Genomic DNA, 22055 nt, shown 5'->3' with positions numbered 1-22055 from the left:
ATGGGTTTGTCGTCAGCTTCAACGTAGGTGATAAGTTAACTAGGTGTTTGAATGGATAAGAACGAGACATTAGTTCAACGTCAGTTGGATGCTTACAATAATAAGGATATTGATGGTTGGCTAAATACCTATGCGACAGATGCACAACAATTCAATTTACATGGCGAATGTACAGCGTCTGGCCATGACGAAATGCGACAACGCATAGCCGTTCGATTCGAAGAGCCTGATTTATATGCAAAACTGTTAAGTCGAATTGTTATGGATACTATCGTCGTTGACCATGAAGTCATTACCAGAAATTTCGCTGAAGGGAAGGGCGAGATTGAAATGCTGTGTATTTATGAAAATACAGAATGACTTAATTGTTAAAGCGTCGTTCTCTGTTGGTCAGCCGAAATTATATCGCTAAGGGTCTAATAAGCGTTGCTTCATTTGGCTTAGTTCAGAAAGCTGACTGCAATGGAGGGCCAGGCTACTTCCTATTTCAATTCGAAGATTTGATGTCATCAAGAGGTTAATTTGGATTTTACATTCTCAGAATATTCCACCAGTCGACTTACTATAAGAAAGCTCAGACAAGATGATTGTGATGATCTTATGGAGATATACGCGGATGCGGATGTTGTGGTGCATTGGGGTATGCATCCCCTGGTGCATAAAGCTGATATAGAAAAAATCATATCCAGTGCAGATTTTAACTTTAACCAGGGTCAATCCATTTCTTTGGGAATTATAGAGAATGAGACTCAAAAGTTAGTGGGGATCTTGCTTATGTTTAATTTAAATGAAGCTAGTGTCCTGAGTCAGAAGTTCGCATGTACTCAGCGTGTCATTCAAGATCTATAGCTAGGCGTGTCTCGCAGTCAATGGTTTTTCCATTGGCAAGAGACAGAACGACGCTAGAGAGCTTGAATGTCGCGCCCGAAGGGAGCTAATGGAAAACACTATTACGTCGTTGCTCTTCTTGAAAAGATCTCGATATTCTCTGCGAAGAGCGCCTTGTACTAGTGCTTCCCAATAGCTCTGAAACTATACGAACTTCCGACTCAGGACACAAAAAACGATCAGAAATCGGTTACGCCCTGAATCGACATTACTGGGGTCAGGGATATATGCAAGAGGCGCTGACTTTCTTTACGCATTATCTGTTTGACGAGTTGGGTTTACGGAGGCTTGAGGCAGATATCAACCCAGATAACGTCGCATCGGCAAGAGTACTGACCAAAGCAGGGTTTATCAAAGAAGGCTTGTTGCGACACCGGTGGGAGTTTGATGGGGCTGTGAATGATAGTGAAATATATGGGCTTCTAAAATCAGACCTGGATAAAACTCGGGACTAATCTGGCCGTTGCTGCCGCTGGATTGGTCTAAAAAACAGAGCATATTAAAGTTTAAGGATAAGCATGAAAGTTAAAACATTGTTACTGTTTGTTGTGTTTCTAGTCATATATGGTTGTGATAAGCAGTTTGCTGAACTCAGTCCTTGCGGGGATCTTAGTTCCTACCCGACAGAGTTCGACATTATTAATATGTCTGTTCATATTTTGGAGGCACAGGAATCTAAAAGTTACCCAGGTATTATTTTGGGAGAGGTTTATAGCGAAGATAGTGAAGTAAATTTCAGTGACATCGTTTTCTCGATAGATTCGGAGGTTCAGATGATTGCTCTGAAAACTGGAAAACGAAAGAGTCCATTATTTTCAATGATAAGTTCGGCCTATGCCTGTTCTCCAATGATGCCGAGTGCGAAGGAAAAAATAGTCGCCGTTAAAATTAGTTCTTCTTCTGCCTTTAATAGTTCGTTGGCGGCCGGAGATTCGCTGGTGTCTAAGTTTGATGTTGTTTTTGCTGATTCAGCCACTTATTTCTACAGCTACGAAGATAGCTCAGTCAGCTATTTCAGCCTCGAGCGTTACCTCGAACAAGATGAAGTTTATGCCAGTTACAACATGCAACTCAAACTGAACGAATCTCCCGAGTTTGAAGGTCAACATATTTTCTTTATTGAAATTACGTTGGATAGTGGTGAGAAATTCATTCTAGAAACACCTGTAATTAGTTTTTTAACGTCATAAAGGGAGCTCCTTTTTTTGAGTGGCTTTTATCCGCATTTGGTGGTCACTTCATATTCTGAATTTATTGAAGAAGAATGTTGTGGTTTAGGCGATAAGTCGTTTGGCGTTTAACGCAAAAATTGCGGAATTCTCATCTGTTTGAGATGGCAAGCTGTGGTGCACTGAAACGTATCAATATTAGGATGAATGGGAATGGGTGAAGCTATGCGATATGGGAAATTATTTGGACTATTGATCTCGGTTTTTATGTTGTCTGGCTTAGCAGTTTCTTATTTTAATGTTAAGAAACTGCATTCATCACCTATGGTGATAAGTCGTTTCAGCCACTTTGATATACACTCGGAGTTTGAGAATGCTGAGCTACTCAAAGAAATGGATTCCGTGTTAGAAGCTGCATACTTGAAATCGGTTGATTTCTTTGAGTTGGAAATCGGAACTACGAATGTCTATGTGTATGAGAAGCAAGGGACTTTTCAGAATAAAAAATACCCCATTCTGTCCTCATTTTTAGATTTAAGTTGGTACATTGGCGACAATATAGGTGAAAATGTGTTAATTGTCTCCCCTGCGGCCAGTGTCGCTGGGCACACCTATGAGAGCATAATGAATGCGACTGGACATGAGTTCGTGCATACCGTTGTTTATCGAATCGCGCCTAAGTCCAATCTTTGGCTTAACGAGGGTTTGGCGTTGTATTTGTCCAACAGAAATGTTGATCATTTTGATCTTAAGGGGTATTCAAATATACCGGATAAAGACGTTTGGTACACAAACAATCCAGTTAAGTTTTCCAATCATGGTGGATACGATTTTGCAGATAAGTTTGTCGAATATATTGTATTCAAATATGGTAAAGATGCTTTATTGAAAATGTTGGTATCTGATGATTTTAGTGACGTACTTAAGATCAGTGATGACACTTTGTTCGATGAATGGGTTCAATTTTTAGAAGACAACTATGCATAGTTGAAAACTGGTTGAAAAGTCTCAAGATCGACGCGGGTATCGTACTGATACTGTATTTTCTGTAGGGCTTTGTATTCACATGAACCGGTTTGGTCAACGGGTAAGGTAAGGCTGATATATGGTTTTAGATAAGCTTTTTGCTGCGCTGGTAGCTGAATTCAACCGTGTATTAGGTGACCGTTTAGTGGGTATATATCTGCACGGTTCGTTGGCAATGGGGTGTTTTAATCCGTTATCCAGCGATATTGATTATTTGGCTGTTGTTAATAATGAGATAAGTAAGACAGAAAAAAAGGAAATTATTAATTTTTTGTTGGATCTGGCCAATAAGTTCCCCGAAAATGGTATGGAAATGAGTATCGTATCTCAAGTGGTGCTTGCTGATTTTAAGTACCCAACGCCTTTTGTTCTCCATTACTCCGATGATTATAAGGAGCGTTATCGTCAGGACAAAGACTATCTTTGCGATGATGGTGAAGACCCGGACCTGGCGGCACACTTTGCGGTAACGATTAGCCGGGGGCGGTGTTTATACGGTCAACCTATTGGCGAAGTGTTTCAGCCGGTTTCCGCGCAATATTTCCTCGCTTCTGTTATGAACGATCTTGATCGCGTAGATGAACATATACTTGCTAACCCTGTATACAATATCCTCAACCTTTGCCGGAGTTTTCGATATATGCGGGTAGGCGGTATTGCGTCAAAAGCTGAAGGGGGTGAGTGGGCGCAAGGTACCTTGCCAGAACTGTATGCGCAGACGGTGCGAAAGGCGCTCATAGCATACAAAAGCCATGAACCAGTATCTATAGATTTTGACCAGAAAGAACTGGTCGATTTTGCCCAATATATGATGTCGCAGATTGCTTCTGAGGCTGACAGGTCTTCCAGATGAGTAAATTTTCCTGAAGTCAATGTTCTTGATTAATTTCCTCGTGTTGTACGACAGGATAAGTGATTCACCTGAGAGTCTGCAACGTCTAATAAGAAGCGCGAACGTTGAGTAACTGTATTTTGACTTCGTCGTTTTTTTTTCTTATTGAGTTGCCACTAAGTAACGTATTAAAGTAAGTGCGTTTGTTGTTTTCAGTTTAGTAAGGATGTTTGAATTATGCTGGTGGGATCTTGTTTGTGCGGTAGCGTTGAGTTTGAAATTACAGGTGATCTGCCGGACTTTTATCAGTGCCATTGTTCATTGTGTCGCAGGCTTTCTGCGTCAGCGTCCGATACCGCTACCTTCCTCAACAAAGAGCAGTTTCGGTGGCGAAAAGGGGAGGCGAATATCCGGCAATTCGCGCTGCCTTCTGGGTATCGCTCTGACTTTTGTTCAACCTGTGGTAGTACGGTGCCTCATGCGATGGGTAATCAAACCCAGGTTTGGGTGCCTGGTGGTTTACTGCCAGGCGATGTGTCAAGCCGGGTCGCCTATCACCTGTGCGTAGGTTCCAAGGCGCATTGGGATGAGATTGGTGATTCTGGCACGCAACATCCTGACATGCCGGACATGGATACTCTGAACGATATGCTTCAGAATCGCCGTAAAATCCAGCCTGAGTGACTGAAAATTAACTATGAATCCTTCCATTTGTCGTAGGCTCGAACTGACGTTCATACTGCTGTATCCCGTGTATTTTTTAATTCTAGTCCTTAGCTCGGTTTTATATCCTGAGTTCTATGCCTTTCTGCTGGGTGGAGGGATTATCGGTGGTGATGATGGACCAACTTCTGTGTTCATAGTCGTTGGTCAGTTTAATCTCGGCCATTTGGCTAGTATCATCGGTGTAGTGCTTTTATCGATATTGGTTATGTATCGAAAGGTTCGTGTAAGTAATAAACTTATTAAGGCTGCAATGGCGTTGACCGTGCTCATCTGGTTGTTATCGTCGCTGGGGTCGCTTCAATTGTTGTTTTTAAAGTATCAACCCTCAGTGTTTCAATAAGCTACTTTTTAACTTCGTTTAGTTAAAGTAAGGATTTTTAGTCGCTGTCCACGCGACAGTAATTTAATCATGCATTGGTCTCTAAGGTGTTTTTTCTAAAAGCCAATTCATGTGACACAGTCCTAAATATTGGCACGCAAACTTTCTTTTTATTGTGGTCAACAAATGACCGGTGCTACGTTCCGCGCCGGAAGATTTGTCTCTGGCGAATGACCGGCGACATACGAGACGAGCTGCGTTTTTCTGTGGGTCCAACCTCGTAGGCTTCCGACCAAAACAATAACAAAGGAACACTCAGACTATGCTAAAACGAAACTTGGTTATGGCGAGTATGCTCGCCGTTATTGCTGCGTCTATTGCGCACGCCGCGGTTCCCGCGAAACCCTCCATCAGCTGGATGCCGACAACGTACGACAGCGGTCAAAGCATTTCGATTACCTGGAACATGTGGTGGGGTACGAATGGCACACAATGGGCTGTCGCAGCCAATGGTGCCGATATTTGCTCTGCCACCATTGCGGCCAATGGCAACAATGCCCAAACCGGGCAATGTGTAGCCGACTTTGAAGCAGGAAGTTACTCGCTGGTCGCTCGTTTATGTACAGCAGACGGTTGCAGCCAGTCGTCGGCGGTGACGATTTCGGTGGCCGGTGCAACAGGTCCCGACCCTGATCCAGACCCGGATTTACCAGGTAGCGACTGCGGTATTCAAACGGACGCAAATGGCCAGTACACACTGTGCCGATCCGATATTGAAACCTCGGAGTCCGCCAAAACCGCGAGCGATCTGTTCGTCCGAGTCAAGAAAGATATCCAGGTTTTACCCGAGTCGGATACTCAGTCAATCGCGCCCGGGCGTTTAGCCAACCCGGAAAATGTCAAACGGGTAGAGCGTATTGTCACGCCTGCAGCCTTTGAATATATGTTTTCTATGCGGCACCCTGCTTATACCTATCAAGGCTTCTTGCAGGCCGTTGGCAAGTTTCCAGGCTATTGCGCAACCTACGAAGGAAAAGACTCCGATGCAATTTGCCGTAAGCTGATTGCGACGCTGGTGGCACACGGTGGACAGGAAACCGGCGCGCACGATCCCAACGCGAGTATCGAACAATGGCGTCAGTCAATGTATTACCTGCGCGAAGCGGGTTGTACCGAAGGTGCACCGGGCTGCGGTTATGATGTCACTTGCGATCCGAATTCCTGGCAAGGGCAAAAGTGGGCCTGCGGTGCGGGAAAACAATATTATGGACGTGGTTACAAGCAGTTAAGTTATAACTTCAACTATGGACCGTTCTCGACCGCCCTGTTTGGTGACTCATCGATTTTCCTGCAGGAACCCGATAAGGTTGCTACATCCTATTACCCCATTGCTTCGGCCATCTGGTTTACGGTGACACCTCAGTCACCAAAACCTTCGATCCTGCACGTTGTGGATGGAACATGGCAGCCAAACGCGGTGGATGCCAGTCGTGGTATTAAAAAGGGCTTTGGCGCTACGACCAATATCGTCAACGGAGGCATTGAATGCGGTCAGTCAACCGATGGAATACACGAGAAGCCGCAGTCGGCCAATCGTATACAGTATTATCGCGGTGTCGCCGCGTATCTCGGTGTCGATATCGCCGCAGATGAAGAACTCGGTTGCGCAGGGCAAGACGCATATGTCGTCGAAGGCGCAGGTGGTTTACTGCTGAACTGGGATCAAGACTGGCGTTATGTTGCTGAAAACCCAGGCGGCAAATCGTTCGAGTGTAAATTGGTGGGTTATCAAACCGCTTACAGTGTTCTCGAAGCTGGTGACTATGAGAAGTGTCTGGTGAAGTATTTCGATGTGACCATTCTCGAAAAATAAACTTAAACTGACCGGGCTGTTCAAGCCCGGTTTTTTCGGCTTTCTTTCTTTATGGCGTCCATTTAAGCCCTAATATTCCCAATGGCATTGGTTTTTTACTGCGGCATTGCAATACTTACCGCATTTTTTTTTGCTAGCCTTGCTTATGTCATTGGCCATTCATGTGCATTCCAACACGTGCGCACTTCAATGAAATGTTCCACTGCGAGTAGAGCCGGGCGTTGTTACTCCCGTAGTTAAAACATTGTGTACGTGAAATAAATTGCAAGAAAGTTTGGTCGTTAATCTGTCATCTCAACGCAGTGGCCGGTGATGTTTCTGGACAAAAGAAGTTGGAGAAATATATGAGTCAATCATCGACTCGACAATTGCGTATCGCCCTGGTGGGTTTGGGCGACATTGCAGCGAAAGCTTATTTGCCGTTAATGACGCAGCGGGCGGATATCTGCCCCATACTGTGTACCCGAAACGAACAAATACTCAGGCAGTTTGCGGCGCAGTATCGCGTGTCGGAGACGTATGTGGATTACGCGCAACTGCTCAACCAACCTGTCGATGCGGTTATGATCCACAGCGCTACGTCATCACATGCTGCGTTAATCGAACAGGCGCTCACACGTGGCATTGCTGTCTTCGTTGATAAACCGATCAGCGACAGGCTCGATCAAACCGAAACGTTGATTGATCTGGCTTTGCGTAAAAATACGCCATTGTTCTGCGGTTTTAATCGTCGCTATGTGCCATTGTACCAACCTGTGCTCGCAAACAGACCCCTGCAAATCCACTATCAGAAAAATCGACATAATTTGCCGGGGGATGTGCGAACCTTTGTGTATGACGATTTCATTCATGTACTGGATTTCGTACGTTTTGCTATGAATGAATTGGTCAGTGAACCGATGGTTTCGGCTTATTTTCAGGACGTTGCATTGGGCAGTCTGCAGGTAAATTGGCAGGAGAACGGTCGAGCGGTGTGTGCCAGTATGAATCGGCTTTATGGACAAACCTGCGAACGGTTGGATATCAGCCAATTGAATGAGGCCTGGCAACTCGACAATCTGACAACGGGTGTGCACCTGCGTGATAATCAACGACATGTGTTACTCGTGGACGATTGGACCAGCACCTTGGAGAAACGAGGTTTCGTTGCCATGTTAGAGGCGTTTGTTGCGTCGGTACGAGCAGGCGTTGCGCAACAAGGTTACCTGGAAGGTGTGCGTTCAACGCACCGGCTGTGTGAACAGGTTGTTTCGAGTATCAAACAACCTTGCTAAAAAAAGCCGCGAAAGGCGGCTTCAGTTTTATAAGCGTTTCGAATGTTTAGCCGTAAATGCACAGGTAGGCGGTATCGACCGGTACCTGCAACTGGAATTTACTGTTGGCGGGTACGTGGAATTCGCTACCGGTTTTGAATGACTCAAATTCGTCTGAACCTGGTAACTTTACGATCAATTCACCTGCAACTACTTGCATCAACTCTGCCGCTTCGGTGCCGAATTCATAGTCGCCTTTGGCCATGACGCCCACAGTGGCCGGTTTTTCATGCCCTTCCAGTGCCAGTGACTGAACAGTACCGTCGAAATAAGAATTATGCTTGATCATTGGCTTTCCTCATTTTTCCAATTGAACAGGTCGCCATAGTACGTCGTTGGGGTTGAAAGTGGTGAACCTATTTTTGCACCGGCATATTGCAGGTAGAGAGTGGTTTTGGGTTGTGCGGATACGGGTGTCCAGAATGGTACTTGCATAAGCTCACGAGGCATGTGAATTATCAATTTGAGAGTAGCTACGACCTGTTTTAAATGTGTGTCCTTTGCCGTGAAGAAACAGTCAGATCTGACGATTCGATTTTAACCCTCCTTTTGTCGCCCGCTTTGGTTTTCTGCCTTATTTGACACTTTTTTCGAACGGTCGCTTGAGCGTGCTTCCCTGCACACACGCGGCGCTTGCAAGGGCATCCATGCCCTTGAATCCGTTGCAACGTGTCAATTCTGTCAGCCAAATCAAATGCGACGGAATGATTATCTACGCCTGGTCGGGCTAAATAGAATTTGGAAGTTAGTTTATCTATTGAGAATGTGGCGCAGGTTGTTTCACGGCCTTTCAAACCATTACACAAAGCAATTCGCGTCTCACTGGTTGGATATACAGCGGTGCTTGAACAACAGCGTCGGCCATGGTTGACGGTTGCGAACAATCTGTCGAAGACGAAATTGAGACGTGTGATCAGACCTTTTTTGGTGGCGGCTGGGATTGTTAAGGCCGAAACCCAAATCTGCAGAACAATTGAAACCCTGAACGGTAAAAAAAAGCCTTGCAAAAATAGTACGCCCGTACTATTCTTAAAATAAGAACAGTTGTTCTATTTTGGAGGGTTTATGGCATTTGACTATTTTCAGCAAACACAGCGAGATTTCTGGCTGCAACGGGTTTCGCTATCGTTTACCGGGGGTCTCAGCCGTTGGTTTCCTCACCTTACCGCGCGTATTGGTCATGCGTTGCTATTGAATCCAAAGGCCCCCAGAACGGTCACCTTTGGGGCAGACCTGGTGTCGAAACCGATGGTGGTTGCCTCACAGGCAGGTGATGTACGAGTGCATCTTTTTGGTGATGGCAATCGTGTCGCTGTGCTCAGCCACGGTTGGGGCGATACCAGCGGCAGCTTTCAGGCGTTGGTGGAATCGTTGTTGGAGCAGGGGTTCAGTGTCGCAGCGATCGATCATATCGGTCATGGCACATCTGCAGGAAACCGCGCCCATTTACCTGCATTCATTGAGACTCTTGAGTTGGTGATTACTCACTTGCAGACCAGTGGTAAGCAAGTGCACGCGCTGATCGGGCACTCCATGGGTGGGTTGGCGATTCTGAATCTGCCCGTCAGCCTGCTTCGGCAATCGAAGGTGGTGTTAATCTCGGTTCCAGTAAACATGTTTAACATCATGTTTGCGCAAGTCGAGCGTTTTGGCATTTCCCGGCATTTCCTGACCCGTGTACTGGATTCGGTCACCCGGCGCTATGGTAAAACCTGGACCGATCTGGATGCCGAACAGCATTTGCATAAAGTCAGTGACAATGTGGTTTTCATTCACGACGCCAAAGACCGATACGCACCATTTGCGGATGTTGAACAGTACGCTCAACGCGGGAATGTGACCCTTATCTGTACCGAGGGGCTGGGACATCGGCGCATTCTGCGCGATACTGACGTGATCCATCACATTTCGGAGCAGTTGTCGGCAGTATGAACAAGGGTGAGCGCACGCGCGACAGTATTTTAAATCGGGGCATGCTGCACAGTAGTCAATATGGCTTGGCGGACATCACCATCGGTACCATTTCCAGCCTGACTGGAATGTCGCGCACGGGTGTGATCTCGCACTTTAAAAACAAAGACGACATGCAGATTGCGATTCTCGACTACAGCGAAAAACAGTTCATCGAGAACGTTCTTAAACCATCCCGGCACGATGATGCTTATACCCAATTACAGCAGTTAATTTCAAACTGGGTAAACTGGACAGCGCGAGTATTCACGAAAGAGCAAACCAGTTGCCCGTTTGTCAAAGCCATTGTTGAATACGAACACAGGCAAGACTCCCCTGTGCGGCGTCATGCTTTCGAGCAACAGCGCCGGTTGTTGGAAACCTTGACCGGGTTGGTCGCGAAGGCACAGGCGCAGGACTCGATGGTGCGCAATGTCAGCAGTAAGGAAATCGCATACGAACTTTATAGCCTGTATGTGGGGTCGTCTGTCGCCAGCCCCATTCAAGAAAACACGAAAGCAACCGCACGTCAGCACAATATGTTGCTTCGAGCTTTGGCTCGGTTCGCTGCTTAATGCCGTGATTGCTAATACATGGCTTTTATTTCATCGGCAAAACGCTGACTGATCACCTTGCGACGCAGTTTCATGGTGGGGGTGATTTCGCCGTCCTGCATCGAAAATTCTCTCGGTAAAAGCGTAAAACGTTTTATCTGTTCATAACGTGCCAGCCCGACTTGCACGGCCTGCAATCGCGCTTCGATGTGCGCCAGAATTTTGGAATTTCTCAGCAGATCGAGTTTGTTGTCGTATTGCAGATTGATGCTGCGGGCGTAGTCTTCCAGTGCTTCCCAAGCCGGCACAATCAAGGCGGTAGCATAGTTGCGCGCGTCAGCAATAACCGCAACCTGCTCAAACAATTCTTCGCGGATCAACACGCCTTCAACATGTTGGGGCGCGATGTATTTTCCGCCGGAGGTTTTCATCAACTCTTTCAGGCGCTCTTCAAAAACCAGATTGCCTTCGGTATCGAAATGCCCAGCATCGCCCGTGTGCAGCCAGCCGTCCTGTATCAGTTCGGCCGTCGCTTTTTCATCTTTATAATAACCGGGTGTCATGCTCGGACTGCGAACCAATATTTCATGGTTCTGTTCAGCGATGCGAATGTCGATGCCTGTCATCGGTTTGCCAAGAGTGCCTAAGACATAACCGTTATCCGGCATGAAACTGACCGTGGCCAGGGTTTCAGTCATGCCATAGCCAATTTTTACATGGATGCCCAGGCCCATGAAAAAACCATGAATGTCTGGATCGAGCGCAGCGCCACCGCAAGGCATGAAGCGGATATTGCCACCCAATGCGTGCGCGATCTTCCGGCCTACCAATAGAGTTGCTAATTGCTGCATGGCCCGGGCGAAACCATTAACGCGCTTACCCTGTTGCTGACGTTGTTGATTGCGTCTGACACGTGCAGATGCCCACGCCAAGATTGCAGCGTTAAGCGGTCCCGCTTGTCGCGCTTTGTGAACAATGCCCGCGTAGATTTTTTCGAATATCCGCGGTACAGCGCAGAATACATGAGGCTTTACCGACTGTAATTGCGTTTGTAAGTCGTTGATATCGGCCACGTAATGGTTATGACCGCCCGCGTAGAGTGCTATTGCCGTCCAGCCGCGTTCAAAAATATGACTCAATGGCAGTGCCGCCAAAGACCGATCGCCAGCATTGAATTCAATGCCGCTGAGATGCGCTTCAATGGCCGCCAACAGGTTGCCATGGGTAATCATGACGCCTTTTGGGTTGCCCGTGGTGCCACTGGTATAAACGATGGTCAGCAGGTCGCCTGGTTGTGTCGGTTCAACGCGAATGTCGGGAAAAGTTTGCGTTTGCCAATGCGCCAACGTGTCTAGCGTTTCGGCCGCAGCGGGGTGAACATTCATATTGATCACAGCGTTTACTGTGGGCAACCGATTATCTAAAGCGCGGATCAGAGCAACTAATTCGGGTTCTGCGAAGACCAGTTTGGCTTCGCTGTGATTCAGAATGTACTCAATCTGTTCTGGACTCGACGTGGCATACACCGGTACCGACACCGCACCAATTACCATGCAGGCAATATCAACTAAGGTCCACTCGATACAGTTGTTGGCCATAATCGCGACCCGGTCGCCGCGTTTTACCCCGTACGACGCCATCCCGGCCGCAATATGCAGAGAAGCCTGCCAGCTTTCAGCCCAAGTCAGGTGGCGCCATTGCCCGACCACTTGTTGAGATAGGGCAGATTGATCGGGCATTAGGTGTGCGTGCGATTGGATTTTTTCCAGAAATAACAAGGGGACCTCGGTTAGGTGTATACACCTTAAAATAATATACAGTTGTATATTTTATGGCGATTAAGCCCGAGTGGCTAGTCCTAGTTCGCTTTAATTACCGCTAATATGATTCAATGCAGGTTTTTCAGCATTTCAGAGCGGTAAATTCCGCTATTCAGAGGTTTCTATGTTCGACGCCATTTTTATCGATGCCGATAACACACTGTTTGATTTTGACCGGACACAGGAAAAGGCCCTGGCAGATAGCTGCACGCAATTTGACCTACCGCTGAGCGAGGACGTGCTCACCCTTTATGAAGGCATTAACCGAGCATGCTGGGCCGATTATCACGCCGGGCTGATCCGCAATGATGAGATTAACTTGCGCCGCTGGTCGCAATGGCTCATCGCCATTGGCGAAAACTCGAGAGTGTCCGCCCAGGCACTTGCGGATCATTACGCGCAGAGTTTGGCACTGCAATGTGAACTGGAGGACGGGGCTGACGATCTTATGCAATATCTGGCTGCCAAACTCCCGGTGCACGTTATCACTAATGGTTTCCCGAGTTCTCAGCAACACCGTTGGCGGAAAGCAGGCTGGGATGGCTTGCTGCATGGCATAACCGTCAGCGCGGTAGTTGGCGTGCAGAAGCCCGAAGCGGATATTTTTCACATTGCTATGGCAGCGGTCGGCGTAACCGACCCTGGTCGGTGCCTGATGATTGGCGATACCTTAGAAGCCGACGTGCGTGGACCTCAGAACGTCGGTATGAAAGGGTGTTGGTACCAGCGAAAGGGCGCTGAGAATAATACTGACGTTCTGCCGGATTATGTGGTGACGCAATTAAGCGACATTAAAGGGTTGGTTTGAAGGTTTTTTGATCGGAAACCCGCGACTAGATCTTTAATAAGTCACTGAGAGTTTTCTTGTTCAAATCAGACCTTCTAACTCTTGGCACAACAAAACGACTTCGATACGATTTTTTTTGGCTAACTTACTCAGGATTCGTTTGGCGTGTACTTTTGCTGTACCTTCCGCCATAAATAATTCTTGTGCAATTTCCCGGTTTGATTTCCCCCTGCCAATGAGCCTCAAAACATCTTTTTCTCTTTCTGTGAGTTTGGCAAGTAAAGGGTGTATGTTTTCCGGTGGCGGATTAAAGACCATATCTCGAACAATATCTTCAATGGCGCCACTCACCACGTGACGACCGTTAACACAATCCCGAATGCTATTGATAACTTGGTCGGGTTCTTCGTCCTTGAGTAGAAAACCATCGGCGCCAGCACGAATGGCTTTATGAATATCGACCGGTTCTTCGGATACGGTGAATACAATGACTTTCGCTTTTATATTGGCCTGTTTGATTTTTATCAGTACTTGAATGCCGTTGATTTTCGGCATGTTCAAATCCAACAACACAATGTCAACCGGGTCGTGCTTCAGATTTTCGACAACCGTTTCAGGTTCGCCGATGCAAACCGTCACTTGCAGGTCGTCTTCCAGTTCCAACAGCTGTTTTAAACCTTTTCGGATGACGGGATGATCATCAACAACGGCAACTCTAATCATAGTAACCAACCTGTATTAAACCGTATCGTTGATATGGGTGTTGTCTGATATCGACCGAGAGTAAGACGTCCGTGCTCGGGTTAAGTCCAACTCATTCAACGCGTCGCTGACATGATAGGGTATAGCGACGGCTTCATCGCTGAAACGAATCAATTTGCCTTCAACCATTCGATAAAGATTAGACACAATGGTTTCACGCAGGCTGGCCGGTGCAGTTTGGTAACCTTTCCTCAGGAACAGATACAGTTCACTTACGGTGTGTAGACCATCGGCCAAAGAAAATATCTGACTGAACCACGCATCAAGCGTTGTTTGGTTGTTCAGGTTGTTAATATCAGCCAGTGATATCAGGTGCCCCTGTCGCGTAAAGCATGCGGTCCGGTAAAAATAACTGTTTTCGAATGGAGATAACGAATCATAGTTCATAACGGTTCCCTATATAGCTATTGCACCAGCGGAGATTGTGATCCAACAAAGTCGACACCCGTGATGACTGAGTTGCCGGCTAATACCTGAATATATTGATTAACTGCTTTGTGTATGACGGACTGGTGCAGGTAGGTGCGAATTTTGTCGCGAACCGCATCAAACGGCAGTGCTTCGCCGTCCACCTTGTGTGCGATATCCACGATATGAAATCCGTATCGGGATTCAATAGGCGAACTGCACAGTCCCTGGCGCTGACGCATGAGCGCTTTTTCAAATTCAGGAACTGTTGAGCCTGGTGATATCTGACCTAAGTGCCCACCGGTGTTCTTCGATGGACAAGAGGAGTGTAACTTAACCATAGATTCGAAATCGGCCAGGTTGTCGGACAGCTGTGTAATGAGTTGCTCCGCCTGTTGGCGCATATCAATGCGGGCATTAATGTCGTCCGGCGCGCAGGCCAACAAAATGTGCCGCGCTTCGATTAATGGCGGCGATACAAATCGTTGCCGGTTGTTATCGAAGTATGCCTGGCAGGCGTCGTCAGATGTTTCGGGAATGGTGACTTCCTGCTCAATTAATTTTTCAATGGCCGATTCGGTGGTGCGTTCATCATTGATATCTTCAGCGGAGCCGATGATACCAAGTTGTTGCGCGCGTTGGATCAGCAGTGTTTTGATGACCAGCGCTTCCATGGATTGGTGCAGTGCCTGATCAAATGATTCGGCATGATGGTACTGCATTTCTATTGCGATCTGGTCCGCGTCGATGCGTAAACCGTTGACGGTCACTTCTGGGATTGATTCTGATGCTTGTGTCAAAACGAAGTCCTCAATAGAAAGGTCGCAGGACGCTGTCTGCGACCCAGTTAAGATTAGCGGTATTGCTGCTTTCGGCGAACGATCTGATAGTTGCGCCCGAAGTACCAGATCGGAACGCTCAAGATGTGAACCAGACGAGTAAACGGGAATACTAAGAGCAAGGTCAGACCAAAGAACACATGTAGCTTATAGATGATGTGTACGCTGGAAATCGCCTCTGCCGCTTCCATTGGCTGCCAGGTTACGGTTTTTTGAGCCCAGGTTGCCAGTAACACCATCACCGAACCGTCCAGGTGATGAGTTGAGACGACAATGCTTGATAAGCCCAACAGCAATTGAATTAATAACAGAAACAATACCAGCACATCAGAAAACCGACTGTTGGCCCGCACACGCTCATCTGTCAGGCGCCGGTAGATGAGCATGAGCAAACCAACCAGCATCATTACTCCGGCCAAGCCACCGATAGTCATCGCCACCAATTGTTTGGCCTGCGAGGAGATGACATGATGATAAATCGATTCAGGCGTGAGTAAGCCGACGAAATGACCGCCCAGAATCAACAGCACCCCCAGATGCATCAGTACACTGGCCATGCGCATATTGCCGCGCAGCAGTTGGCTTGAACTGGCCTTCCAACTGTATTGGTTGGTGTCGAACCGAATCCAGCTACCTACCAGCAGGACGATAAAAGCGATGTAAGGGTAAACCCCATACAAGATAAAATTAAGATTGGACATGTTCTTTTCCCCTGACCTAGTTAACCCAGTGAATGGCTTCGTGTACGGCTTCTTTTGGCATCGCCGGGTTCTCTGGTGCTGAGCAGCCACCGCCCTGAACGGCTGTATCCCCGGCACCAAAGGTAACCTGTTCTTCCTGCCAGACCTTGTCGAACGCTTCGGGTGTGTCGTCACGTTCTTCAGTGGCCACTTTCTTTTTCAGTTCAACCATATTGACTTGTTTGCCGCTGATCACGAGCAAGGCATCAAATAACACCTGATATGGGCTTTCGCGTTCACTAAGGCGCGCACTGAGCAAACCTAAGATATGCGCGACGTCTGCCAGACCCTCGCGGGCAGTCAAATCGTCCTGGGAAGACAGAAATTCCAGATACATCGGTATGAAGTCTGGCAACTCCCGCACATTGATGTGATAGCCGTTCTGGTTGTACAGATCCATCAGGTCGACCATGGCCTGACCCCGATCGCGACTTTCGCCATGAACGTGTTCAAACAGCAACAGAGAGGTGGCTCGGCCACGGTCAAAGTGCTCACTGTAGCGTTCCTGCACGGTCATTAATTCAGATTCACAGAGGTGCTTGATCAGTTCACTGATACCGTCGCGTTGCGCTTTGGGGATTTCGCGGCTGCTCTGGACCACGTCGACCAATTCGTCTTTAGCCTGCTGCATCGGCTCACTCGGGTAGTCCAGTAAAGCGGAAATCAGTTTCAGAAGTTGCATGCTTATTCCTCCCAGATCTGGACACTTTTAATGATGTCCCGACGTTTGGTTTTCTTACCACCAAACAGATTAAGACCGCTGTTGCTGCCTTCACATCCGTCACCGAAAGAGAATCCGCAACCACCGCGTTCGCCAAAGGCTTCGTCCATCTTCATTGCTTCTTCTTTATGAGATGTTGGAATGACGAAACGATCTTCATAGTTTGCAATCGCCATATAGCGATACATGCTGTTCACTTGTTTTTGGGTCAGACCGACCTGCGTCAGAAGGTCCAGATTCTCGACACCATCCACTTCGATTGATCGTTTATAGGCACGCATTGCCAGCATTCGCTTCAACGCTAATTTAACCGGCTCAATATCGCCGGCAGTCAGCAGGTTGGCCAGATACTGCAATGGAATTCGCAGTGAATCGACGTCCGGTATAACACCATCATGACCCAGGGTGCCGGTTTCTGCGGCCGACTGAATCGGACTCAATGGCGGTACATACCAGACCATCGGTAAGGTGCGGTACTCTGGGTGAAGTGGCAGGGCAACCTGCCAATCGATCGCCATCTTGTAAACAGGTGAACGGCGGGCTGCTTCCATAACGGAGTCAGGAATGCCATCTTTTTTCGCCTGTTTGATAACAACTGGATCGTTCGGGTCAAGGAACACTTCCAGTTGTTTTTTGTACAGGTCTTTTTCATCGGCCACACTGGCGGCTTCTTCTATTCGGTCAGCGTCATACAGAATCACACCCAGATAGCGGATGCGACCGACACAGGTTTCCGAACAGACGGTGGGCATTCCAGCTTCAATCCGCGGGTAACAGAAAATACATTTTTCGGATTTTCCGGACTTCCAGTTAAAGTAAATTTTCTTGTAGGGGCAGGCAGACACACACATGCGCCAACCGCGGCATTTGTCCTGGTCGATTAATACAATGCCATCTTCTTCGCGCTTATAGATGGCACCTGAAGGGCAGGATGCTGCGCAGGCTGGATTTAAACAATGCTCGCACAAGCGCGGCAGGTACATCATGAAGGTGTTTTCGAATTCGCCATACATTTCTTTCTGCATGTTGTCGAAGTTTTTATCTTTACTGCGTTTCTTGAATTCGGTACCGAGGATTTCCTCCCAGTTAGGACCCCATTCAATTTTTTCCATGCGCTTGCCGGTAATCACCGAACGCGGACGCGCAGTAGGTTGGTGGCTGCCCAGCGGTGCAGTTTGCAGATTCTGATAGTCAAAATCGAATGGTTCATAATAATCGTCAATCTGCGGCAGATCCGGGTTGGCAAAAATATTGGCCAGAATACGGAATTTGCCGCCAATTTTTGGTTCTATCTTACCGTTGGCCTTGCGTACCCAGCCACCGTTCCACTTGTTCTGATTTTCCCATTCTTTCGGATAACCAATGCCGGGCTTTGATTCAACATTGTTGAACCAGGCGTATTCCATTCCCTCTCGGGAAGTCCAGACGTTTTTGCAGGTGACTGAACAGGTATGACAACCAATACATTTGTCAAGATTCAGGACCATGCCTATTTGAGAACGAATTTTCATTTGGTTTCCTCTTACAAATCTTGCGGTAAAGGTTGTGGCAACGCGTCACCGTTTTCGCCGTGTTCACCTTCGAGCCAGTCCACTTTGGACATCTTGCGGACGATAACAAATTCGTCACGGTTGGAGCCGACCGTTCCGTAATAGTTGAAGCCGTACGATTGCTGGGCGTAACCACCAATCATGTGCGTCGGTTTGGTGACAATCCGGGTGACCGAGTTGTGGTGCCCACCACGGGTGCCGGTGGTTTCGGCGCCGGGCACGTTGATGATCCGTTCCTGTGCGTGATACATCATGGTCATGCCTTCGTTAACGCGCTGGCTGACCACCACACGACAGGCAATAGCCCCGTTGATGTTGAATACTTCGACCCAGTCGTTATCTTCAATGCCTACTTTTGCGGCATCCACTTCAGACATCCAGATGATCGGACCACCGCGGGACAGCGTCTGCATCAGCAGATTGTCGGTATAGACCGAGTGGATACCCCACTTCTGGTGCGGTGTAATCCAGTTCAATGAAATCTCCGGATGACCATTGGGTTTTTTGCCCATGATCGGCGTCACCGTCTTGGTGTTAATGGGTGGTCGGTAGCTGACAAACTGCTCGCCCATCGCTTCCATCCACGGATGATCCTGGAAGTACTGTTGACGGCCAGTCAGGGTGCGCCATGGAATCAACTCATGAACGTTGGTGTAGCCGGCGTTATAGCTCACATGCTCGTCTTCCAAACCGGACCAGGTCGGCGAGGAAATAATCTTGCGAGGCTGCGCAACAACATCGCGGAAACGAATTTTTTCTTCCTGCTTGGGTTTGGCCAGATGCGTGTGATCACGACCGGTGATCTTGCCCAGAGCATCCCAGGCTTTCACGGCAACATGGCCGTTCGTCTCTGGAGCCAGCGTTAAGATCATTTCCGCCGCATCGATAGCGGTATCCAGATTTGGACGGTTTTCGCAAACGCCATCTTCTTCATTCAGGTGATTCAGTTTGCCGAGCAATTCAACTTCTTCCTGAGTCTGCCAGCTGATGCCTTTGCCACCGTTACCCAGTGTCTCTAACAATGGACCGACGGAGGAAAATTTCTTGTAGGTATTCGGGTAATCCCGTTCCACCACGACCATGCTCGGTGCGGTTTTACCGGGAATCAGTTCACACTCTCCTTTTTTCCAGTCTTTTACGCCAATGGCTTGGCCAAGTTCTCCCGGCGTATCGTGCAGCAGCGGTACGGTTACCAGATCTTTTTCCACACCAAGTTCACCAACGGCGACAGCTGAAAATGCTTTGGCGATGCCTTTGTAAATTTCCCAGTCCGATCGGGCTTCCCAGGCCGGGTCAACCGCCGACGTCAGTGGATGGATAAACGGATGCATGTCCGAGGTGTTCAGGTCGTCTTTCTCGTACCAGGTTGCCGTCGGCAGAACAATGTCGGAATACACACAGGTGGACGACATGCGGAAATCGAGTGTGGTGACCAGATCGAGTTTGCCGGTTGGTGCGTCGTCGACCCAATCGATTTCTGTCGGTTTCGGTCCGTCACTGGTGCTCAGGTCGTCGTTCATGACGCCATTAGTGGTGCCGAGGAAGTACTTCAGGAAATACTCGTGACCCTTACCGGAAGAACCGAGAAGGTTGGAGCGCCAGATAAACATATTCCTCGGGAAGTTTTCCGGAGCATCGGGCGCCTCTGTTGCGAAACGCAGACGGCCGGCTTTGAGTTCCTGCACCACATAGTCTTTCGGCTCCATGCCTGCCGCTTCAGCTTCACGGGTAATCTGCAGCGGATTGCGGTTCAACTGTGGTGCGGATGGCAACCAGCCCATCCGTTCTGAGCGCACGTTCCAGTCGATCATGTGTTCCGGGAAGTCTTCATGATTGGCCATCGGCGACAAGACTTCGCGGGCGTTCAGTTTTTCGTGGCGCCACTGGCTGGAATGCGCGTAGAAGAATGACGTGGAGTTCATGTGGCGGGGTGGCCGACTCCAGTCAAGGGCAAAGGCCAACGGTGTCCAGCCGGTTTGCGGCCGTAATTTTTCCTGCCCCACGTAATGCGCCCAACCACCCCCACTCTGACCGATACAACCACACATGATCAGCATGTTGATCAGACCGCGGTAGTTCATATCCATGTGGTACCAGTGGTTCATGGCGGCACCGACGATGATCATTGACCGACCGTTGGTCTTGTTCGCCGTATCGGCGAACTCGCGGGCAACCTGAATGACTTTTTCGCGACTGACGCCGGTAATTTTTTCCTGCCATGCCGGAGTATAGGCGATGTCGTCATCGTAGCTCTTGGCGACATTGGCGTCGTTCAGGCCACGATCCAGGCCGTAGTTAGCCATCATCAGATCGTAAACCGTGGCTACCTTGACACGAGAGCCGTCGGCTAGGGTTACCTCGCGGGTCGGCACTTTTCGAAGCTGGATCTCATCCTGCTTGTTCGGTGTAAAGTGCGGGTTTTCTTCACCCGCGCCAAAATAAGGGAAGGCAACGACAGCGGCGTCATCTTCACCATTGAGTAATGACAATTGCAAACAGGTCGCCTGGTCATGACTGGCTTCTTTTTCTTCCAGATTCCAACGTCCGGTTTTGTCTTCCGATTCACCCCAGCGAAATCCGATGGAGCCATTGGGTACGACAATGTTGCCTGTGTTTTCATCGTAAGACAGCGTCTTCCATTCGGCATTATTATCATGCCCAAGACTGTTTTCCAGATCTGAAGCACGCAGGTAACGGCTTGGTTTCAGTGAGCCGTCTTTGAATTCATCCAACAGCACCAGCATGGGCATGTCAGAATATTTTCGCGCGTAGTCGGTAAAGTATTCACTCGGATTATCCAGATGGAATTCACGCAGGATGACATGACCGAATGCCATCGCCAGTGCGGCATCGGTACCCTGTTTAGGGTTAAGCCACTGATCGGTTAGCTTGGAAACTTCTGCATAGTCCGGTGTAATGGAAACCGTTTTGGTGCCCTTGTATCGAACTTCCGTGAAGAAGTGAGCATCGGGTGTTCGTGTTTGCGGAACATTCGAGCCCCAGGCAATGATGTAATTTGAATTATACCAATCGGCCGATTCCGGTACGTCGGTTTGTTCCCCCCAGGTCATCGGTGACGACGGAGGCAAATCACAATACCAATCATAAAAACTCATGCACACCCCGCCGATCAACGACAGATAGCGTGAGCCGGCCGCGTAGGACACCATGGACATGGCCGGGATAGGTGAGAACCCGATGATACGATCCGGACCGTATTTTTTAGCGGTATAAACGTTGGACGCCGCGATGATTTCATTCACTTCATCCCAGCTTGAACGGATGAAACCACCCATACCGCGCTTGGATTTATAAGACTTCGATTTCTCTGCGTCTTCGACGATGGAGGACCAAGCCGCTACCGGTGACAGCGTACGTCGAGCTTCCCGCCAAAGTTTCAGTAAGGGTCGGCGAACCATAGGATACTTAACGCGGTTTGCGCTGTAGGTGTACCAGGAATAGCTGGCGCCACGTGGGCAACCGCGAGGTTCATGATTTGGAAGATCCGGACGGGTACGCGGGTAATCGGTTTGTTGAGTTTCCCAGGTAATCAAGCCGTTTTTGACATATATTTTCCAACTGCAGGAACCGGTGCAGTTGGCGCCGTGAGTTGAACGAACGATCTTGTCGTACTGCCAGCGTGATCGATAACTGTTTTCCCATTCCCGGCTTTCATTGGACACTTCGCCGTGACCATTGGAAAACTCACTTTCTTTCTTTTTGAAAAACTGCAGACGATCTAAAAAATGACTCATAAAAAATTCTCCTGATGTGGCGG

22 protein-coding genes are annotated in these 22055 nt (G+C 48.3%); 12 read left to right on the top strand and 10 right to left on the bottom strand.

The genetic code is table 11. The features are described 5' to 3' along the window. Positions 1-51: 51 nt before the first annotated feature. The 9 genes from IYN85_RS13645 (at position 52) to IYN85_RS13605 (ending at position 8107) form a co-directional block, all read left to right on the top strand. Positions 52-360: a nuclear transport factor 2 family protein gene (locus IYN85_RS13645; RefSeq protein WP_230390738.1), complete on the top strand. Its 309-nt coding sequence runs from the start codon at positions 52-54 to the stop codon at positions 358-360. Positions 361-522: 162 nt separating this feature from the next. Continuing rightward, positions 523-849: a GNAT family N-acetyltransferase gene (locus IYN85_RS13640; RefSeq protein ID WP_196159460.1), complete on the top strand. Its 327-nt coding sequence runs from the start codon at positions 523-525 to the stop codon at positions 847-849. Between the two features lie 161 nt (positions 850-1010). Further along, positions 1011-1343 (top strand): GNAT family N-acetyltransferase, encoded by a 333-nt coding sequence (locus IYN85_RS13635; RefSeq protein WP_196159459.1) that lies wholly within the window; start codon positions 1011-1013, stop codon positions 1341-1343. Positions 1344-1406: 63 nt separating this feature from the next. After that, positions 1407-2078, top strand: a complete 672-nt coding sequence (locus IYN85_RS13630) for a hypothetical protein (protein WP_196159458.1) — start codon at positions 1407-1409, stop codon at positions 2076-2078. Between the two features lie 192 nt (positions 2079-2270). Continuing rightward, the gene (locus tag IYN85_RS13625; protein WP_196159457.1) at positions 2271-3044 is read left to right on the top strand and encodes a hypothetical protein; all 774 of its coding nucleotides are present in this window, start codon (positions 2271-2273) and stop codon (positions 3042-3044) included. Positions 3045-3162: 118 nt separating this feature from the next. Beyond that, positions 3163-3936, top strand: a complete 774-nt coding sequence (locus IYN85_RS13620; RefSeq protein WP_196159456.1) for an aminoglycoside adenylyltransferase domain-containing protein — start codon at positions 3163-3165, stop codon at positions 3934-3936. 216 nt (positions 3937-4152) lie between these two features. Further along, positions 4153-4599, top strand: a complete 447-nt coding sequence (locus IYN85_RS13615; protein WP_230390736.1) for a GFA family protein — start codon at positions 4153-4155, stop codon at positions 4597-4599. A 683-nt stretch (positions 4600-5282) separates the two neighbouring features. After that, entirely contained in the window at positions 5283-6833 is a 1551-nt protein-coding gene (locus IYN85_RS13610) for a glycoside hydrolase family 19 protein (RefSeq protein WP_196159455.1), read from the top strand. A 344-nt stretch (positions 6834-7177) separates the two neighbouring features. Continuing rightward, positions 7178-8107 carry a Gfo/Idh/MocA family protein gene (locus IYN85_RS13605; protein ID WP_196159454.1) on the top strand — a complete coding sequence of 310 codons (930 nt, stop codon included), beginning with the start codon at positions 7178-7180 and terminating at the stop codon, positions 8105-8107. A 46-nt stretch (positions 8108-8153) separates the two neighbouring features. Here IYN85_RS13605 and IYN85_RS13600 read toward each other — a convergent pair whose 3' ends face one another. After that, positions 8154-8435, bottom strand: a complete 282-nt coding sequence (locus IYN85_RS13600) for a pyrimidine/purine nucleoside phosphorylase (protein WP_196159453.1) — start codon at positions 8433-8435, stop codon at positions 8154-8156. After that, positions 8432-8596: a hypothetical protein gene (locus IYN85_RS13595; protein WP_196159452.1), complete on the bottom strand. Its 165-nt coding sequence runs from the start codon at positions 8594-8596 to the stop codon at positions 8432-8434. The genes IYN85_RS13600 and IYN85_RS13595 overlap by 4 nt, the downstream gene beginning before the upstream one ends. Before the next feature lie 615 nt (positions 8597-9211). Between IYN85_RS13595 and IYN85_RS13590 the strand changes: the two genes are divergently transcribed. Together IYN85_RS13590 and IYN85_RS13585 are read left to right on the top strand one after the other, a co-directional pair. Then, the gene (locus IYN85_RS13590; RefSeq protein WP_196159451.1) at positions 9212-10078 is read left to right on the top strand and encodes an alpha/beta hydrolase; all 867 of its coding nucleotides are present in this window, start codon (positions 9212-9214) and stop codon (positions 10076-10078) included. Then, complete coding sequence (locus IYN85_RS13585) at positions 10075-10671, top strand: TetR/AcrR family transcriptional regulator (RefSeq protein ID WP_196159450.1); 597 nt, start codon at positions 10075-10077, stop codon at positions 10669-10671. Before IYN85_RS13590 ends, IYN85_RS13585 begins: the two co-directional genes overlap by 4 nt. Before the next feature lie 11 nt (positions 10672-10682). Here IYN85_RS13585 and IYN85_RS13580 read toward each other — a convergent pair whose 3' ends face one another. After that, positions 10683-12389 (bottom strand): long-chain fatty acid--CoA ligase, encoded by a 1707-nt coding sequence (locus IYN85_RS13580; RefSeq protein WP_196159449.1) that lies wholly within the window; start codon positions 12387-12389, stop codon positions 10683-10685. A gap of 205 nt (positions 12390-12594) precedes the next feature. Between IYN85_RS13580 and IYN85_RS13575 the strand changes: the two genes are divergently transcribed. Beyond that, on the top strand, positions 12595-13278 hold the full coding sequence (locus IYN85_RS13575) for a YjjG family noncanonical pyrimidine nucleotidase (protein ID WP_196159448.1): 684 nt from the start codon (positions 12595-12597) through the stop codon (positions 13276-13278). Positions 13279-13338: 60 nt separating this feature from the next. Here the strand turns inward: IYN85_RS13575 and IYN85_RS13570 are convergent, their stop codons facing one another. From IYN85_RS13570 to IYN85_RS13540, 7 genes are read right to left on the bottom strand one after another with little or no spacing between them, the layout of a single operon-like run. Continuing rightward, a complete protein-coding gene (locus IYN85_RS13570; RefSeq protein ID WP_196159447.1) occupies positions 13339-13980 on the bottom strand; it encodes a response regulator transcription factor in 642 nt (213 codons plus the stop codon). A gap of 15 nt (positions 13981-13995) precedes the next feature. After that, a complete protein-coding gene (locus tag IYN85_RS13565; protein ID WP_196159446.1) occupies positions 13996-14406 on the bottom strand; it encodes a hypothetical protein in 411 nt (136 codons plus the stop codon). Positions 14407-14423: 17 nt separating this feature from the next. Beyond that, the gene (locus IYN85_RS13560) at positions 14424-15227 is read right to left on the bottom strand and encodes a peptidylprolyl isomerase (protein WP_196159445.1); all 804 of its coding nucleotides are present in this window, start codon (positions 15225-15227) and stop codon (positions 14424-14426) included. A 53-nt stretch (positions 15228-15280) separates the two neighbouring features. Further along, positions 15281-15967: a respiratory nitrate reductase subunit gamma gene (gene narI / locus IYN85_RS13555; RefSeq protein ID WP_196159444.1), complete on the bottom strand. Its 687-nt coding sequence runs from the start codon at positions 15965-15967 to the stop codon at positions 15281-15283. A 16-nt stretch (positions 15968-15983) separates the two neighbouring features. Next, the gene (gene narJ, locus IYN85_RS13550; protein WP_196159443.1) at positions 15984-16688 is read right to left on the bottom strand and encodes a nitrate reductase molybdenum cofactor assembly chaperone; all 705 of its coding nucleotides are present in this window, start codon (positions 16686-16688) and stop codon (positions 15984-15986) included. Positions 16689-16690: 2 nt separating this feature from the next. Beyond that, positions 16691-18238: a nitrate reductase subunit beta gene (gene narH, locus IYN85_RS13545; protein ID WP_196159442.1), complete on the bottom strand. Its 1548-nt coding sequence runs from the start codon at positions 18236-18238 to the stop codon at positions 16691-16693. An 11-nt stretch (positions 18239-18249) separates the two neighbouring features. Beyond that, positions 18250-22032, bottom strand: coding sequence for a nitrate reductase subunit alpha (locus tag IYN85_RS13540; protein WP_196159441.1), 3783 nt, complete (start codon positions 22030-22032; stop codon positions 18250-18252). Positions 22033-22055 lie beyond the last annotated feature (23 nt).

This window comes from Reinekea sp. G2M2-21 (assembly GCF_015687175.1).
GTDB lineage: Bacteria > Pseudomonadota > Gammaproteobacteria > Pseudomonadales > Natronospirillaceae > Reinekea.
The sequence above is the reverse complement of the archived record's forward strand: the minus strand, read 5'-3'. Positions and strand labels throughout refer to the sequence as shown.

Coding starts and splice junctions, on each gene's coding strand:
- narH (WP_196159442.1), bottom strand. CDS start 18,238: ATGAAAATTCGTTCTCAAATAGGCATGGTCCTGAATCTTGACAAATGT.
- IYN85_RS13590 (WP_196159451.1), top strand. CDS start 9,212: ATGGCATTTGACTATTTTCAGCAAACACAGCGAGATTTCTGGCTGCAA.
- IYN85_RS13540 (WP_196159441.1), bottom strand. CDS start 22,032: ATGAGTCATTTTTTAGATCGTCTGCAGTTTTTCAAAAAGAAAGAAAGT.
- IYN85_RS13580 (WP_196159449.1), bottom strand. CDS start 12,389: ATGCCCGATCAATCTGCCCTATCTCAACAAGTGGTCGGGCAATGGCGC.
- IYN85_RS13570 (WP_196159447.1), bottom strand. CDS start 13,980: ATGATTAGAGTTGCCGTTGTTGATGATCATCCCGTCATCCGAAAAGGT.
- IYN85_RS13625 (WP_196159457.1), top strand. CDS start 2,271: ATGGGTGAAGCTATGCGATATGGGAAATTATTTGGACTATTGATCTCG.
- narJ (WP_196159443.1), bottom strand. CDS start 16,688: ATGCAACTTCTGAAACTGATTTCCGCTTTACTGGACTACCCGAGTGAG.
- IYN85_RS13595 (WP_196159452.1), bottom strand. CDS start 8,596: ATGCCTCGTGAGCTTATGCAAGTACCATTCTGGACACCCGTATCCGCA.
- IYN85_RS13565 (WP_196159446.1), bottom strand. CDS start 14,406: ATGAACTATGATTCGTTATCTCCATTCGAAAACAGTTATTTTTACCGG.
- IYN85_RS13630 (WP_196159458.1), top strand. CDS start 1,407: ATGAAAGTTAAAACATTGTTACTGTTTGTTGTGTTTCTAGTCATATAT.
- IYN85_RS13615 (WP_230390736.1), top strand. CDS start 4,153: ATGCTGGTGGGATCTTGTTTGTGCGGTAGCGTTGAGTTTGAAATTACA.
- IYN85_RS13575 (WP_196159448.1), top strand. CDS start 12,595: ATGTTCGACGCCATTTTTATCGATGCCGATAACACACTGTTTGATTTT.
- IYN85_RS13645 (WP_230390738.1), top strand. CDS start 52: ATGGATAAGAACGAGACATTAGTTCAACGTCAGTTGGATGCTTACAAT.
- IYN85_RS13620 (WP_196159456.1), top strand. CDS start 3,163: ATGGTTTTAGATAAGCTTTTTGCTGCGCTGGTAGCTGAATTCAACCGT.
- IYN85_RS13610 (WP_196159455.1), top strand. CDS start 5,283: ATGCTAAAACGAAACTTGGTTATGGCGAGTATGCTCGCCGTTATTGCT.
- IYN85_RS13600 (WP_196159453.1), bottom strand. CDS start 8,435: ATGATCAAGCATAATTCTTATTTCGACGGTACTGTTCAGTCACTGGCA.
- narI (WP_196159444.1), bottom strand. CDS start 15,967: ATGTCCAATCTTAATTTTATCTTGTATGGGGTTTACCCTTACATCGCT.
- IYN85_RS13605 (WP_196159454.1), top strand. CDS start 7,178: ATGAGTCAATCATCGACTCGACAATTGCGTATCGCCCTGGTGGGTTTG.
- IYN85_RS13585 (WP_196159450.1), top strand. CDS start 10,075: ATGAACAAGGGTGAGCGCACGCGCGACAGTATTTTAAATCGGGGCATG.